The following is a 16036-nucleotide window of genomic DNA, read 5'->3' on the forward strand; positions in this document are numbered from 1 at the left end:
CGAAGATACTGTTGCCATCATTTTTGAATTTGTGAATGAGATTTTTTTTTATTTACCGCAGAGAGCGCAGAGAGCGCAGAGTTGGAGAAGGAGGAGAGTGAAAGGGCAGAGTTTGTGTTATGTAGGATTATTTGACTTGAAAGGATGCACTGCCGATCGCGCGACGTTCAACGAACATTTTAACTTGCCAATTTCCGGTAGCAGCAGCAGTACCAATTTGGTAGCGGCATTGAGTATTCCAGATGGGTTTGTCGATTTCGCGAGTCTGATAGCGGTTTTGTTTGACAACTTGACCGCTGGGGTCAATCCAATCGCAAGATAATGACAGTTTTTTCCCGATCGGTGCATCTTTCAAGGTAGTACGATAAAATATTTCAGGATTATTTTGGCGGAAAATAACTGTCAAATTGCCACCATCATCCTGCACCGAAGTTATGCGGTTTTCTTGAATTGAAACGCGATCGATCGCTTGTCGGTTTTGCTGAATGTAGAATCCGGTAATTGCGATCGCCCCCGCAGCCGCAGCCGCCAATCCTCCTGCAATCCACCGATTTCGCCGCTGCTGCTGGGCCAGTGCTTCCCGACGCTGCAACTGGATTAAAGCTTCATTTAGCAACTCTGGAGGCAAGCCCAACTCCTGCAAAATTTCTTTGACTTCTTCGGAATCAAGTTCAGATTGCCGGAGGTTAGAAAGGCGTTCTACTTCAGCTACTATTTGCGTTAGTTGAGTTTGAGTCAGTCGATTTTCCATATATTAAGACGCGGTAGGAGTTTTTCATGCGACTTACTGACCCCAGTTAATTAACATTTTAAAACAGGCTGAGCTTCAAGTCAATTCATGAATTTCATAATTTTGAGTTCATAAAAGTCATAATTAATTTTTCACACTCCGAAATGTAGCTTCGGTTGAGGAATAAAACCAACATTCACCCAACATTGAGGAAGAAAACCCAACAACTTTACTCATTCGACCTGAAGCGTCAAGGCTGCCCGATAGCGCGGCAATCTCCACTTTTAATGCTGCTGCATTTGCGATCTTGATTTATTTCCGCTTTTTTTTACTAATTTGCGTTCTAATATAGTTGGTGCTGTTGAGTTTTGCTCGGGAGTTCCCCAACCAAGCAATTGCTAAACTGACCGAGTAGTGCGATCGAACTTTTTCCTAAAATGAGCAACATCCCAACTACCCCCGATCCCGTAACAACCCACTGGGATTGCCCCGAATGCGGCGGCACAGGTACCCTCAGCCCAGAAATTTGCCCCGTATGCCTCGGAGCAAAATACATCGATCTCGCGACAATAACTAACTGGATGCTCGATTTTATGGAATCTCGCGGCTGCGATCGAGCTGAGATCGATCGATTGCGAAGCGAAAACCCAGACCCGCTAACATTAACTTTTTGCCTCGAACTTTGTATCGCCCTTAAATAAACAACGATATCAAGTCTGCTTAATTGCTTATAAATCATTTACGGGCATGGGGCATTGGGCATTGGGCATTGGGCATTGGGCATGGGGAATGGTCGGAAAAAAAACGCACTCTACAAGTTGATTTAACTTATATCTTGCACCATTCTCAATAAGCTTTTATGAACAGGCTCTCCGGCCTGTGAAGCGAGAAAATCTACTCTTTGTGGAACAGGCATCTTGCCTGTTCTTGACAATGGTGCAAGATGTGAGTTTAACAGAAACGAAATAATGCCCAATGCCCTATTCCCAATGCCCTATTCCCTAGATTCAGTGTCCCTTAACCGGATGTTGACCGTAAAAAGGCAAAGCCTCCGACCAATCAGGACGACTTCCCATTTGCCACTCCAAATAAGCCAATTCCAACAAGCTAGAAACCGACCAACCCAACTCGCTACCAACTTCAATTAACTGATAAGAATTCCCCCAATTATCCAACTTTTCCTGCCAGGATTCCGGTGTCATTACCGTATCGGTAAACAACTCAGTTACACCTGAATTACTGTTAACTGAATAAACAGCGCCAAACAATTGTCCCCGCTGTGCAGGCATTTGCAGCGCCATATCCTGATTTGAGATAGATTTTTTACTGCTGCTGCAAGCGACAGCCGCCAAAGTTGAAACCGCAAAAACCGGAATATCCAACTGTTGAGCCAAAGTCCGCGCCGTCACCATACCCATCCGAGTCCCCGTGAAACCTCCGGGCCCCTTCGCCACTGCAATAAAAGCCAAATCCGCCCAAGTTTGCGGCTGAATAAACTCGACTAAATACTGATGCAAATGAGTTGCTAAATCGCGATCCAAATTCCAAGTCTGGCAGCGAGAATACCCGGCAAAATTGCTGATGGCTAAACCGAGTTCGCGACTAGCTGTGTGCAGGGCTAAACCGTATTTTTTAACTGATGTTCCGTCTTGGGGATTGCTATTCACGATTACTGATAATTTTCCTTAACAAAAAACAGAGGCAAAGCCACAACTAAGCAACCCAAAAGAATACCAAATATTCCCGTATTTAAAATCCTGGAATTACCCATCCCTCCAGTCATCAAAAACAGCACTACTAAACTTGCGAATAAATTTTTATTGGCAAATTCTTTGTTGTGGGAAACTTGATGCTTGACTGCCATAAAACCCGACGAAACTATTAGCGCAAACCACGAATTAAAAATGACTATTTGAGAGCCAAAGATAAACCAAACTAAGGCAAACATTAGCGCATCTATCCAAAAATCCTGAGTTTTCAACTTCGGCAGCCAAAATTCTTGGGTAGTAACAGGGGCGATTTTCTTGAGTAATTGATTGTGTTGCAGCCGCACGAGTTTGTTTCTCAATTGAATCTTGGGATCGATTTGCAATATTTGCTTCCACTCCGGGCGGCGAGAATTGTTGACTCTTCCCAACAGCTTCACGGCTGCGACTTTATTTAACTGCAAATCGGTGAGTCTGGTGGCAATTATTTGAGATAAGTGCGGATAGTAAACGGGGTTGTCTTCGGTTCTGTTGATGACGATATTGAGCTGTTGCTTGGCTTGACTGACTTGGATTGTAACATTGTACGGGGCGATCGCCTCTTGTAAAGCTTGCTGAATTTCGGCTTGCTGTTGGCGAGTGAAAAGCGACACACCGGGCGCAGGTGTAAGCACCCGTTCTGCAGGCGTTTCCGGCGCGTCTAACACAGGCGAAGCCTCTAAATATACCGGTTTGGGGTTCAAGTGCCGGATGACTGCTGATGCTGAACTGTAGCGCCGGTTGGTGGCACTTTGAAGCATGGTGTCGAGGATGCGGCCGAAATCATCGCTAACAGCGGTTTTCAAATAATTTCGCCAAGCCCAAGAATCCTCTGTACTGTCGAACAAATCAAAGGGAGGAATTTCAGTCAGCAAGTGAATGCAGGTAACGCCCAAACTGTAGATATCGCTGGCAAAAACTGCTTTCCCCATCAATTGTTCTGGGGCTGTATAAGCAGCACTGCCGATGATTGTACCAGTTTGCTGCAAGCCGGTTGCTGTTACTTTCTTAGCTGCACCAAAGTCTACTAAAACAATATCTTTTTGGAAAGGAGAGGGTTGATAGGAAGTTTCTAAAGCGGGTAAAGGAGTTGGAGATAGCCGGCGGCGAATGATATTTTCTGGTTTGATATCGCGGTGAATAACTTTGGATTTGTGGACGAAGTGGAGCACTGGCAATAAATCGTTGAGGATTTGCCGAATTTGAGTTTCGGTGAATGCTCCTTTTTGTTGTAATTCTCGGGCTAGGTTTTTGCCGTCTATAAATTCTTGTACTAAATACTGTCTCCCCTCTTGTTCAAAATGCGCGATTAATTCTGGAATTTGGGGATGTTTGCCCAAGGTTTCTAGCTGGGCTGCTTCTTGGTGAAATAGTTGAGCGGATTTTTCGGCTGCGGTATTTTGCGGGAAAAATTGCTTGATTACGCACTGCGAAAAAATCAGGGGTTTTGTTTCATCAACTGCTAGAAATGTTCTGCCAAAGCCTCCTTGTCCGATCGGCTTTATGGTTCGGTAGCGAGATGCTGATGGCGTTTCTAGGTCAAGAGTTAACAACAATTTTGAGCCGCAACTTTGGCACAATTCTGCATCCCCTTGGTTTTGCGGATTGTGACAAGTTGGGTTTAAGCAATAGCACATTGGATTTTAGATTTTAGATTTTAGATTTTAGATTGGGAATGGGGAATTGGGCATCGGGCATCGGGAATTGGGAATTGGTTATTGGTTGTTATCGTTAACTACTCACAAAAAACCTATAAAAAACAACAAATAGCAACCAACAACCAACAAATAACTAATTACTACTGACTACTGACTAATGACTTCTTCCTTAAGTCGGGACGAGTTCGCCTGGCCGCAATTTTGCCCATTTGCCGGTCTCTTGCTTGAAACTTTGACAGCCAACTACATCCCATTCCATTTCAATTTCGTCTTGACGGGGGCGGATGTTGACGTTGATGGTGGGTTCTACGGGGTCGAAATCGGGTTTTTCGGTGAGGTGAAGCTGTTCGTGCTGTCCTTCTACGGCGTGGTAGGTGAAGCAGCGGTCTACATAGTGGCAGTTAATACAAATACACATTCTTGATATCCTCTGTGCATTTCAAAAAGATTGGTGAATTTCGAGCTTTCTGTTAATCTAGCGTAGCAAGAGCTTTATTGTTTGTAAGTTTATTGATTTTTGTTGCGATGTCGAATAGTTTGCCACCTCCATTATCTCCTGATACTTGGCCGTTTGATTTGGAAATGTTGACTGCGCCTGCTTATCTGGTGGGCGGTGCGGTGCGGGATGCGCTGCTGGGCCGCCGATCGCACTATTTTGATTTGGATTTTGTCATGCTAACACGGGCGGTGAAAACTGCTCGAAAAATTGCCGATCGCACGAAAGGTGGATTTGTTTTGTTGGATGCGGAACGGCAAATTGCGCGGGTTGTATTTGCGGGCGGTACGGTGGATTTGGCGCAGGCGGAAGGGGGGAGTCTGGAGGGGGATTTGCTGCGCCGAGATTTTCGGATAAATGCGATCGCCTGCAATCCTTTTACCGGAGAAATCATCGATCCTTTGGACGGTCAAACTGATTTGCGGTTGGGTTTGCTGCGGATGATTTCGCGGTCAAATTTGGAGGACGATCCGCTGAGGTTATTAAGAGCTTACCGCCAAGCGGCGCAGTTGGGTTTTGCGATCGAAGCTGAAACTCAATCGGCGATTCGGGAATTAGCGCCGCTGTTGAGTCGGGTAGCGGTGGAACGGGTGCGAACGGAATTGGGTTATTTGTTGAGCAATCCTGACGGTGTTCCTTGGATTTGTCGCGGTTGCGAAGACGGTTTGTTTTCGATTTGGTTTGAAAGTGCGATCGACCGTTTCGATATTTTGACAAAAATTGACGCATCTGCTGACAAATTAGCAGCAATTTACCCGGAATTAGGGAAGGAATTCGGGCGTCAGATTCGAGATACAATTAAAACGCCTTTGTTGGCGGTTGCGAAGTTGGCTATTTTGGCAGATTCCGACCCGACAATTGCTGAAACCGAGTTGCTGCGGTTGAAGTACAGCAATGCGGAGATTAAAAGTGCGATCGGGCTTTTGAAATACTTGCCACAATTGCAAGCAAAACCTATCGCGGAAATGTCTTTGAGAGAACAGTATTTTTTGTTTCGGGATCTGGGAATAGTATTTCCCGTTTTAACGGTTTTGGCGGTGGCGGCGGGAGTTAAGGTTGAGGAGATTTCACTGTTAATTAATCGCTATCTTGATGCCGAGGATATTATTGCTCATCCCACACAATTAGTTAGCGGCAATGATTTAATGGAATATTTGAATTTACCGAGAAGTCCGCGCATCGGTCAATTGTTAATGGAGATTCAATTAGCGCGGGTGGAGGGGAAAATTGCGACTCGCGAAGATGCGCTCAAATTGGCGGCAGAGTTGGTTGATGTTAATTGATGTTTTGCAACTGTGCCAACAGTGCGATCGCTCCAGTAATCTATTGACAATCGTCGCTACAATTACTATTATTGAAGTGATGATTATTCAATAAAAATACTTAAATGCAACCTTGGAGTCTGATATCACCTGTGATTTCCGCCGAACGGGAATTGCGAGAGGTTTATCAAAGCAAATACGGCATTCTCTACCAGGAAGACTGTATCGAATTTTTAGGTGCTATTCCCGATTACTGTGCAGATATTGTCTTTGCCGATCCGCCCTTTAATCTCGGCAAAGATTACGGTAACGGTACGAGCGACCTGCTGAATTCCAGCGATTATCTTGCTTGGTCAAAACAGTGGCTTAAAGAAACTATTCGAGTGCTTAAACCGGGCGGAAGTCTATTTATTTTCAACTTACCTAAATGGTGCATTGAGTACGGTGCATATTTAAACCAAGAGGGAATGAACTTTCGTCACTGGATAGCTTGTAGAATGCCTAAAGCCTTTCCTCGCGGCAAGAAAATGTCTCCAGCACACTACGGATTGCTTTACTACACAAAAGGCGAACCAGCAGTTTTCAATAAAGTTTATACGCCGATTCAAGTCTGCCGGCATTGCGGAGGAGAGATTAAAGATTACGGCGGACACCGCAAAAAATTAAATCCTCAAGGTATTAACTTAATGGATGTTTGGGATGCTCCCGAAGATGTCTGGGAAAATGCTTCTGAAGATATTCGAGAAGAAAATCTGTGGACTTTAATTGAGGAAATGTGGACAGATATTCCGCCAGTAAGACACCGACAGCACAAGAAAAGGGGAGCCAACGAATTAGCTCCAATCATGCTGGAACGTATCATTGCTATGGCATCGAATCCGGGACAAGTTGTAATCGATCCTTTTGGAGGTTCTGGCACTACATTTTATGCAGCAGAGAAGTTGGGTAGGTATTGGCTGGGTACAGAAATCGGCGATATTGAACCAGCAGTGAAGCGGTTACAAGACTTGGCAAATGGAAAACTTGAAAACTGGGAATCAGCAAGGGGAAAGACCAAAAATAAAGTTAAACAAAACGAGTCAATCCAACTAGAATTGTTTTCTTAAAAACTAACATTTTATATTAAAGCGCGACCATCTGTGCCTTTAGTAATTGTAGGTACGCTGGTATCAAGGGCATCATGTTCAATGACAAATATGGCTAAAAAACCTTCTTGTATGTTAACAGCGCGCCAGACATCAAAGTAAGGCTCTAGTTCCTCATAATTGCCAATTCTATCAGTCAAATAAGGGTACAGTTTGCGGCTGGGCAGAACTAATGCCGTCCCCAAAAAAATCCCTCGTAAAATACCGAGAACCAGTTTATTAACAGCACGGTGACTTGATGAGATATTTCCTGTTTCCCATTCAAAGGCAAATAAATGATTGTCTAAGATTTTGGTAGCATCTACTCGTCCAGGCGCTCTAGTTGCAAATCTGATTTTAGTTTCAAGCTGCCATCCAAAGTTGTCCTGAAGAGCAGCCATACAAGCATTTTTGATAGGTTTGACACCGTTTCCGTGCCTGGTTGGATTGATTGTAAAGTTTGATGCACCCACAGGCCAGGCGATCGCGTCAATAGCAATCCGTATTTCATTTTTAATAACTCCCCATTCTTCTGACTCCTCAAAGTTACCGCGACTAATAAGTGATACTTCTTGAACTATCTTCACAGCGTACTAAGCCTGTTCATTTGTATTTGCTGTTAATTCTTCCGGTAATTCAAACTTGCCATCGGCACCCGCTTCAAACTCAATAACTTTCAACACAGCATCAATATTCAAGGGCCCGTAAATATGCGGATAATCCTCTCCGGCGGCAGATTCATACTTAATTTCTGCTTGCACTTTTTCAGAGTCAATCCACAGCAAAAGCAATCCTTTTTTACCAACAAAGAACTTATTGGCACTTCTAGTAACTTGCGGCAGTGTCGAACAGTGGATAAATCCTTCAGTATCTAGGGTATCACCGCGATAGGATTTAAGCTGTTTTGCTTCTTCCCATTGTTGGCTTTGAGTGATGTGAAATATAACGCTCATAAATTATTTTACCTGGAAAATAGAAGCTAGGCAGAGCATTTAGATATGTGTTCCAACGCTCTACCTAGGAACGAGATTAAAGGACTAAAGTCCTTACTACAAACCTAGCACGATATGAGTACATCCGATCGCCCTAAAACTCTCAAATCTTCCTCATCGAGTTCGACTGGCGTACCGCTGCGAATCAATTCCACAAAATCCTCATTCGGCACCATAATGCACAAAGTGTACAAACGTTCACTCCCCGTATTCTCAATTACGTGAGTGCCTGTTGGAGGCACTAACAAACTATCTCCCGGTTTAATACTAACTGTTTTGCCGTCGCAGGTTGCTTGCCCTCTGCCTTTGAGTACAAAAAACATTTCTACTGCAAATTGATGGCGGTTGGGAGGAGTTTTGCCGCCCGCATCGAAAATCTCCACGCAAACTGTTAAGGAAACATTAGCTATTACCGGATCGAAAACGATAGCTAATCTATTAGTATCGCCCGGACTGATGCGAAATGCTTGGTAGTCTTTGGGAGACTTTATAACAGGAATCATGCAGTGGTTTGTCATTTTTTTATTGTTAGTTGTCAATTGTTATGTTTCTGTTGTCCTTAATGAGAAGCCCGAGTCATTAATTCCCAGTTTAGCCTCAAAAAAATATTCCAAGTGACTCATGACTAATGGCTAATGACTAATGACTATTTAATTGCTTCTAACATAGCCTGAGAATCAGACAAAAAGCCAAAACATTGTTTAACGTTATAAAGAGTAGCTTGCCAGCAATAATCTGGCGATGTCGTAGCTGTACAATCTTTGACCAAAATACAGTCGTAACCGAGGAAATTAGCATCTTGCAGGGTAGCCATGACGCACTGATCGGCGTTTACTCCTCCGAAGAAAAGTGTAGTTCTGCCGAGGTTCCGCAAGATACTATCTAAAGGAGTATCCCAAAAGCCACTCATCCGATATTTATCCACACAAATATCCTCGGGTTTGGGTTCCAATTCATCGACAACCTGCGCCGCCCAACTCCCTGCCATCAGTACAGGTGCGCCGTTTTTTGGCAGGGGATCTCCCAAACCTACGCCGTCGCCTGTGGGATTGTAAACGTGACGGGAAGCAGCACTAATATTGAGCAAATCGGGGCGGTTTCCCCAGTTTATCCAAATAATTGGCATGGCGTGCGATCGCAATTTTGGCAGCAAATTTTTTAAAGGATTAATTGGAGTTCTGGCGGGCGTTACATCTAAGCCAATATGCGCCAGCCAACCGTCGGGATGACAGAAATCGTTTTGCATATCTATCACCAACATTGCTGCTTTTGCTAAGTCCAAACGCAGGGTTTTAGTTTCTGTTTCTAGGGTAACAGGTTGAGGCGCGATCGGCGATCGGGTGATGTCGGCAATTTTGGCATCAACTTTCCAAGCATTCGGCGGCACGCCCAAGGTGCGGAGAGAATCAGGATTCATATGGATTGTGACTCAAAAACAATCTCAATCTTATAACTATTTGATTGTTACTAACTTGCGATATCTTAAATCTTTACTATAATTAAGTATCAAAGGCAACTTTTTGATAAAGTTTAGAATTTATTAACTTTATTAACGGCAAAAATAAGCTGCTGCTGCCCGGTTTTGTCAACCTGCAAAAAATTGGTTTTTTGAGTCGGCGCATTTCGTTAGCGCACTGCGTTTGGCTGGACGATTCCGACATAGTGATGAAATTGCCAGGTTATTCTTAGGGGGAATCATATCGTTTCCGGTAGCATCGGAATGATACCGAGGACACGGCACTGCCGTGTCCCTACCCCGATTATTGTAGGGACACTCTTGCACTCGCGGTGTCCTGACTGTGGGTAATATTAATTCCAATGCTACCAAAGTTGATATCACAGATAAGGTGCGAATTGCCCACCCTACAGTATGATGTTAAATTGTGGTGTTTGCGAAAAATTGATGATTAAACTGCACAAATGGCAGCGGATACTGGCTTTAATAGTTGTTTTTACGATCGCCCTTACCTCCTCCGCCATATTATCCCCGCGTCTGTTAGCTCAAACCCCGCCTCTAACCCCAACAACCGAATTGCGCGGCGTCTGGCTGACGAACATTGACAGCGACGTTATTTTCTCCCGCAATAACATCATTGACGCTGTAAATCGACTGGACAAACTCAATTTTAATACCATCTATCCCACGGTTTGGCAAGGAGGCTATACGCTTTATCCGAGCGCTGCCGCCCAACGAGTATTCGGACAGTCGATCGATCCATCGCCCGGATTGAAAGACCGAGACATCCTCAAAGAAATTATAGCACAATCCCGCCAAAAAGGTATAGCAGTAATCCCCTGGTTTGAGTTTGGTTTCATGGCTCCCGCAGAATCGGAATTAGCCACACTTCACCCAGAATGGCTGGCGCACCGGCGCGACGGTTCAACTATTTGGAAAGAAGGCCAACACGAGCGAGTTTGGCTGAATCCCTTTCATCCCCAAGTGCAGCAATTTATCTTAGATTTAATCCTAGAAATTGTCGATAACTATGATATTGATGGCATTCAATTTGACGACCATTTCGGCTTGCCAGTAGAATTTGGTTACGAGCCGCTAACTGTGTTAATGTATCAGGAACAAATCAAAAGCCCTCCCTCAGACGACTCCCGCGAAACCTTCTGGGTGCGCTGGCGCGCTGACAAAATCAACGACTTCATGGGGCGAGTTTCCAGCGCCATAAAATCCCGCAAAGAAAAATGTATTGTCAGCTTATCTCCGAACCCTTTTCACTTTGCTTTACCCGCCCACTTGCAGGACTGGTTTACCTGGGAAAGACGCGGCTACATCCAAGAAATTGTGTTGCAGGTTTATCGCAGCGATATCAAGCGTTTTAGTGCCGAACTGGAACGGGAAGAAGTCAAATTAGCTAAACTTCACATTCCAACTTCGATCGGCATTTTGACTGGTCTTAAAAATAATTCGGTGCCGCTCAAACAAATTCAAGAACAAGTGCAAGAAGTGCGAAAAAGGGATTTCGCTGGCGTGTCTTTCTTTTTCTACGAAAGTTTGTCGAATTGGGCTAACGAAACCCCCGAACAGCGCAATGGGGGATTGCAAGAATTCTTTCCCACAAAGATGCAGCGCCCGCCATCCGAAGGCACAATTTAAAACCAACGGTTAAAATGAAAAAAATTCTACAGCGCTTAGGAATTGTCATCTTATCTTTGACTGCTTTCCTAACAATAGGCTATCTAACTCCCAGAAAGTGGGGAAATTACTCGCAAGCAGATTGCACAATCTCTCTATACATTTCCAACCAAGGCATCCACACCGAAATCATCGTTCCCGTTAAAAATGAATATTTTGACTGGAATCAATTTTTACCGCTAACAAAAATAGGGCGGGATGCCACTTCTGATTATAAATATCTATCTTTTGGCTGGGGAGATAGAGCTTTTATGTTGGAAACTCCCACATCAGGAAGTATCAACCCAGTTACAGGTTTCAAGGCACTTATTTTCCCTAATCCATCTACCGTACAAGTCCAAGGTTATCGGGTTTTTCCCCAAAATCAAGAAACCAAATGTGTTAAAATTAGTGGAGCGAATTATCTGAAGATGGTAAATTTTATTAAAAATACATTCCAATTAGACACCGGAGGTAATAAAATGAAAATTAGCTACGGCTACGACAACACCGACAGTTTTTATGAAGCAAAAGGCAGTTACTGGATTTTGAAAACTTGCAATGACTGGACGGCGGAAGCTTTGAGAAAAGCTGATGTCAATACTCCTTTATGGTCAACGCTTTCGCCAGCAATCATGTTTCATTTAAACAGCGGCTGCGAATGTATAGCCGAAGGAAGAAGTCAGTAGTTATTGGTTATTGGTTATTGGTTATTGGTTATTTGTTATTGGTTATTTGTTACTTCTAGCATCTGACAACTAACAACTGACAACTAACAACTAACAACTAACAACTAACAACTAACAACTAACAACTGACAACTAACAACTAACAACTAACAACTGACTACTGACTAAATTATGAATGTAATTCCAGCGATCGACCTATTGGATGGAAAATGCGTCAGACTGTATCAGGGAGACTACGCGAAGTCGCAAACTTTTAACGACAACCCCGTCGCAGTCGCCAGACAGTGGGTAAATGAAGGCGCGACAATGCTGCATTTAGTAGACCTCGACGGCGCTAAAGCAGGTCATCCAGTCAACCAAGCAGCCATTGAAGCCATTGTCAGAGCCGTTGATGTACCCTGTCAAGTAGGTGGGGGAATGCGCGATCGCGCTGCTGTTGCTGCTATCCTCAATTTAGGCGTTCGGCGGGCGATTCTCGGCACCGTCGCCGTCGAACAACCGCAATTAGTCGGCGAATTGTGCGCCGAATTTCCCGGTCGAATTCTGGTGGGCATCGATGCCAGAAATGGCAAAGTTGCTACTAGAGGCTGGCTGGAAACTTCGGAAGTTTTAGCAACAGAATTGGCGCAGCAAATGGCAGAGTTAGGGGCGGCTGAAATTATTTACACCGACATTCACCGCGACGGTACTATGGAAGGGCCGAATTTGGAATCTTTGCGCGAAATTGCTAACGCTATCTCGATTCCGGTGATTGCTTCCGGTGGCGTTAGTTCGATCGCAGATTTGTTAAGTTTGTTGGCTTTGGAACCAATTGGTGTCAAAAGTGCGATCGTCGGTAGGGCAATTTATACCGGCGATATCTTGCTAAAAGAAGCAATTCAAGCAGTCGGACAAGGGCGGTGGCAAGATGTTCCCCCAGATTTGGGTTCTTCAAGCTTTGCTTGATAGTCATGTCGAGTTAACTGGCTACTCAATATGTAACAGTTATCAATTTTCCGACTCACAGTCAACAGTCAACAGTCAACAGTCAACAGTCAACAGTCAACAATCAACAGTCAACAGTCAACAGTCAACAGTCAACAGTCAGCATAGAATCGTCTTTCTTACCATCATCGTACCCATGTTTTTGAACCCTACAATTACAGCTTTAAGTTCTGGGATTGCTTCTCTAGTTCCCCCTATACCTTTGCTAGCAACAGTCGAGGCAGAAAATTCGCCGATCGTCCTCAGCGGAGTTTTGCTCAGTTTGGTAGTGATTTATATCGCCAGTAAATTAGGCGCAGAAGTGGCTATAAAATTTGATTTGCCGCCGGTTTTGGGTGAACTTGTAGCAGGGGTAATTGTTGGCGTATCTGCTTTACACCTGGTCGTTTTTCCCGAAAGCGGGCTGTCAGCATCCAACTCAGGGATTATGACAGTTCTGCAATCGATTAATCATCTATCCCCTGCCGCCCTCACCAGTGTCTTTGAATCGCAGAGTGAAGTCATTTCAGTGCTGGCTGAATTAGGCGTGATTGTTCTGCTGTTTGAAATTGGTTTGGAGTCGGATCTCAGACAACTAAAAGAAGTGGGGGTTCAAGCCGTCGTTGTCGCCTGTGTCGGTGTGGCAGTTCCCTTTGCTGCAGGTACTGGGGGCTTGATGATAATTTTCCACACGGCGGCGATTCCGGCGATTTTTGCGGGGGCTGCTTTGACGGCAACTAGCATCGGAATTACGTCGAAAGTTTTGTCGGAATTAGGACGGCTGAAATCTAAAGAAGGTCAAATCATTGTCGGTGCGGCGGTGATTGATGATGTTTTGGGAATTATTGTCCTGGCTGTGGTCGCCAGTTTAGCGAAAACCGGTGAGATTGACGTTGTTAATGTCATTTATTTGATTGTCAGTGCAAGTGTCTTTTTGCTGGGTTCGATTCTGTTGGGCGGCATCTTTAACAAAAGCTTCACTGCGGTGGTGGAGAATCTCAAAACTCGCGGCAATATTGTGATTCCAGCCTTTATTTTTGCCTTGTTCATGGCGTTTCTGGCCAATGCAATTCATCTCGAAGCGATTTTGGGTGCCTTTGCAGCAGGCTTGGTTTTGGATGAAAGCGATGCGCGCAATGAGTTGGATGAATTGGTGAAACCCATCGCCGATATGGTTGTACCCATCTTCTTTGTGACGGTGGGAGCTCGGGCGGATTTGGGGGTTTTGAACCCAACAGTACCCGATAATCGGGCGGGACTTTTGATTGCCGCTTTCTTGATTGTGGTGGCGATTTTCGGCAAGATCGTAACAGGTTGGGTGGTGTTTGGTCTGCCGGGAATTAATCGATTGGCGATCGGAGTGGGGATGGTTCCTCGGGGCGAAGTCGGGTTAGTGTTTGCCGGCATCGGTTCGGCGAGTGGAGTTTTGGATAAACCGCTGGAAGTCTCGATTATTATCATGGTGATTCTGACGACATTTTTAGCGCCGCCATTTCTGCGGATTGCTTTTGGCGATACGGTAGAACCTCCAGCTACAGGAGAACCTTCTAGCGAGCAAATCGTTTGATTTAGGGTAGGGAATGTTAGTCGGGACGATCGACTGATTTAGAAACAAATGTCGATCGTCCAAATTTATCTAGCCGTAATAATAAGTCCTAAGTTGTTAGAAGCGGCTACAACTTGACTTTCAACTGATAACAATTGTCAGCGAGTTGAATCAGTTCCCCCAAACCCCAAGTCTCCCGATCGTTCAAACATTCCGCTAGTTGATTCGGGATGGCTTCTAGGCCCAGAAATGCCCCGCTGATGGCACAAGCCATTGCTGCGGTGGTATCCACATCGCCACCGACGGCGATGCTAGTACAGAGAGTTTCCCAGTAATCTTGAGGCGTTCTCAAAAACGCATATAAACTCCACAAGACACTACCGACTACAAAAGGGGAAATTCCTTGCCAAGAGCGATCGTAGTTTAACGGGAGTCCAGCTCTAGAAATCAACTCTACGGCTGACTCTGGAGGCAATTTCACCCAATCAATCAAATCTTTGAGCAAAGCGGCAAAGGAAGAATCAACTTCTCCTACCCATTCGCTCAGTTGGCTCAGAAATGGCTCAGTTTCAATCATCATGTCAGATTGAAGGGCGATCGCCACAGCCCCGGCGATCGCCACAGCCCCGGCAGAACACCGCGAATCTTGATGGGTGATGCGCCCTTGATCGCAAGCAGCTTGTACAAGCTGGGACGGGCGATCGTAGAATATTAAGCCGATCGGTGCAGCCCTCATCGCACTGCCATTACCAGCATTGGGAGCAGGAGAACCGGCTTCTTGCCAAGCAACGCCCCGAATCAGGCGGTTTGCAGCTTCTTCTGTCGATCGACCGCGCCCGACAATGCGCTCTTGAGCGAAAATCTCAGCAATACGGGTGGCGTAGTCGCTGGGGTCGAATTCGCCACAAGCGAGGTAGCTTTGGAGGAGTTCGCGGGCGAGTTGGGAATCGTCGGTGTATTGACCAAAAGGAAAGCCGAAGCGATCGCGATCTTTGATTTTTTTAAGTCGAACTTCGTAGTTAACAAAGTTTTGGCAAACTTCGGGAGGATAGCCTTCTACTCTACAGCCTATAGCGTCGCCGAGACACTGACCGATCAGACAACCTCTAAATTGTTCGAGACGCGGTACAGTCATTTATCTAGCTTTAAGTAGGTCGATCTAATCTTATGTTAAATCCCCAACTTCTTAAAGCCTGCGGGGAGTTGGACACTGCCCATTTGTGTCAACTTCAGACTAAAACCCTCTGTAATTCTGAATTTTAAAATTAATGTCTTCCTCGGTCTCTATCTCCCAGATGACAGAACATGAGTCCCAAAATAACCCATAGTAATATATAGCAATCCTCGCATCAGTCGCCAAATCGAGCGAGACCAGAATCCTTGCATTATACGCGAGCCAGAAAGCTCGCGTATAATGCAAGCAAATCATTTAGGATTGCTATATATGTTTCTGCTCCCAATGATAACTTGAGTAATTTTTACTTAATTCTAGCTGCTCGGGGAATAGCGATCGCCTCTTTCGGAGACTATACACAATACGAACATTTTGTCAATGCGTAACTCCTAAGATTATTGAAATGCACAGCAGCTTAGGAACGGGTTCAGGGGATCGATCGCCCCTCTAACCAATAACTTTTGTAAAAAAACGGCCCGACACTTCGAGAAATATCAATTTTGCACCTGCATGAGAGCCAAAAAGATTGTGCT

Annotated in this window: 16 protein-coding genes; 7 read left to right on the forward strand and 9 right to left on the reverse strand. The window is 44.9% G+C overall.

Going from position 1 to position 16036, the window contains the following annotated elements:
* Nucleotides 1-127: 127 nt before the first annotated feature.
* Nucleotides 128-751, reverse strand: a complete 624-nt coding sequence (locus QUA56_RS00215; RefSeq protein WP_333351779.1) for a DUF3859 domain-containing protein — start codon at nt 749-751, stop codon at nt 128-130.
* A gap of 416 nt (nt 752-1167) precedes the next feature.
* On the opposite strand from QUA56_RS00215, the gene QUA56_RS00220 reads away from it, so the two are divergent.
* On the forward strand, nt 1168-1431 hold the full coding sequence (locus QUA56_RS00220) for a hypothetical protein (RefSeq protein WP_333351781.1): 264 nt from the start codon (nt 1168-1170) through the stop codon (nt 1429-1431).
* Between the two features lie 306 nt (nt 1432-1737).
* Here QUA56_RS00220 and tsaB read toward each other — a convergent pair whose 3' ends face one another.
* The 3 genes from tsaB to QUA56_RS00235 all read right to left on the reverse strand — a co-directional run bounded on the left by tsaB (nt 1738) and on the right by QUA56_RS00235 (nt 4551).
* A complete protein-coding gene (tsaB, locus tag QUA56_RS00225; protein ID WP_333351783.1) occupies nt 1738-2397 on the reverse strand; it encodes a tRNA (adenosine(37)-N6)-threonylcarbamoyltransferase complex dimerization subunit type 1 TsaB in 660 nt (219 codons plus the stop codon).
* A 2-nt stretch (nt 2398-2399) separates the two neighbouring features.
* The gene (locus QUA56_RS00230) at nt 2400-4112 is read right to left on the reverse strand and encodes a serine/threonine-protein kinase (protein WP_333351785.1); all 1713 of its coding nucleotides are present in this window, start codon (nt 4110-4112) and stop codon (nt 2400-2402) included.
* Between the two features lie 190 nt (nt 4113-4302).
* Nucleotides 4303-4551, reverse strand: coding sequence for a Ycf34 family protein (locus QUA56_RS00235; protein ID WP_333351787.1), 249 nt, complete (start codon nt 4549-4551; stop codon nt 4303-4305).
* A 107-nt stretch (nt 4552-4658) separates the two neighbouring features.
* Here QUA56_RS00235 and QUA56_RS00240 point away from each other — a divergent pair, with 107 nt between their 5' ends.
* Both QUA56_RS00240 and QUA56_RS00245 read left to right on the forward strand, forming a co-directional pair.
* Entirely contained in the window at nt 4659-5912 is a 1254-nt protein-coding gene (locus tag QUA56_RS00240; RefSeq protein WP_333351788.1) for a CCA tRNA nucleotidyltransferase, read from the forward strand.
* A 104-nt stretch (nt 5913-6016) separates the two neighbouring features.
* A complete protein-coding gene (locus QUA56_RS00245; RefSeq protein WP_333351790.1) occupies nt 6017-6997 on the forward strand; it encodes a site-specific DNA-methyltransferase in 981 nt (326 codons plus the stop codon).
* An 11-nt stretch (nt 6998-7008) separates the two neighbouring features.
* On the opposite strand, the gene QUA56_RS00250 is transcribed toward QUA56_RS00245, so the two are convergent.
* From QUA56_RS00250 to QUA56_RS00265, 4 genes are all read right to left on the reverse strand, one after another.
* Nucleotides 7009-7602: a restriction endonuclease gene (locus tag QUA56_RS00250; protein WP_333351792.1), complete on the reverse strand. Its 594-nt coding sequence runs from the start codon at nt 7600-7602 to the stop codon at nt 7009-7011.
* A 6-nt stretch (nt 7603-7608) separates the two neighbouring features.
* The gene (locus QUA56_RS00255) at nt 7609-7968 is read right to left on the reverse strand and encodes a DUF952 domain-containing protein (protein WP_333351794.1); all 360 of its coding nucleotides are present in this window, start codon (nt 7966-7968) and stop codon (nt 7609-7611) included.
* Nucleotides 7969-8072: 104 nt separating this feature from the next.
* A complete protein-coding gene (locus QUA56_RS00260) occupies nt 8073-8510 on the reverse strand; it encodes a cupin domain-containing protein (RefSeq protein ID WP_445242864.1) in 438 nt (145 codons plus the stop codon).
* Between the two features lie 143 nt (nt 8511-8653).
* Entirely contained in the window at nt 8654-9424 is a 771-nt protein-coding gene (locus QUA56_RS00265) for a cysteine hydrolase family protein (RefSeq protein ID WP_333351798.1), read from the reverse strand.
* A 486-nt stretch (nt 9425-9910) separates the two neighbouring features.
* Between QUA56_RS00265 and QUA56_RS00270 the strand changes: the two genes are divergently transcribed.
* From QUA56_RS00270 to QUA56_RS00285, 4 genes are all read left to right on the forward strand, one after another.
* Nucleotides 9911-11113 carry a glycoside hydrolase family 10 protein gene (locus tag QUA56_RS00270; protein ID WP_333351800.1) on the forward strand — a complete coding sequence of 401 codons (1203 nt, stop codon included), beginning with the start codon at nt 9911-9913 and terminating at the stop codon, nt 11111-11113.
* A 14-nt stretch (nt 11114-11127) separates the two neighbouring features.
* Nucleotides 11128-11820 (forward strand): TIGR02117 family protein, encoded by a 693-nt coding sequence (locus QUA56_RS00275; RefSeq protein ID WP_333351802.1) that lies wholly within the window; start codon nt 11128-11130, stop codon nt 11818-11820.
* Nucleotides 11821-11991: 171 nt separating this feature from the next.
* Nucleotides 11992-12765, forward strand: coding sequence for a 1-(5-phosphoribosyl)-5-[(5-phosphoribosylamino)methylideneamino]imidazole-4-carboxamide isomerase (gene hisA / locus QUA56_RS00280; RefSeq protein ID WP_333351803.1), 774 nt, complete (start codon nt 11992-11994; stop codon nt 12763-12765).
* A gap of 175 nt (nt 12766-12940) precedes the next feature.
* A complete protein-coding gene (locus tag QUA56_RS00285; protein WP_333352165.1) occupies nt 12941-14350 on the forward strand; it encodes a cation:proton antiporter in 1410 nt (469 codons plus the stop codon).
* Between the two features lie 106 nt (nt 14351-14456).
* Here the strand turns inward: QUA56_RS00285 and QUA56_RS00290 are convergent, their stop codons facing one another.
* Nucleotides 14457-15464: an ADP-ribosylglycohydrolase family protein gene (locus tag QUA56_RS00290; RefSeq protein WP_333351805.1), complete on the reverse strand. Its 1008-nt coding sequence runs from the start codon at nt 15462-15464 to the stop codon at nt 14457-14459.
* Between the last annotated feature and the right edge of the window lie 572 nt (nt 15465-16036).

Source organism: Microcoleus sp. N3A4 (assembly GCF_036701805.1).
GTDB lineage: Bacteria > Cyanobacteriota > Cyanobacteriia > Cyanobacteriales > Microcoleaceae > Microcoleus.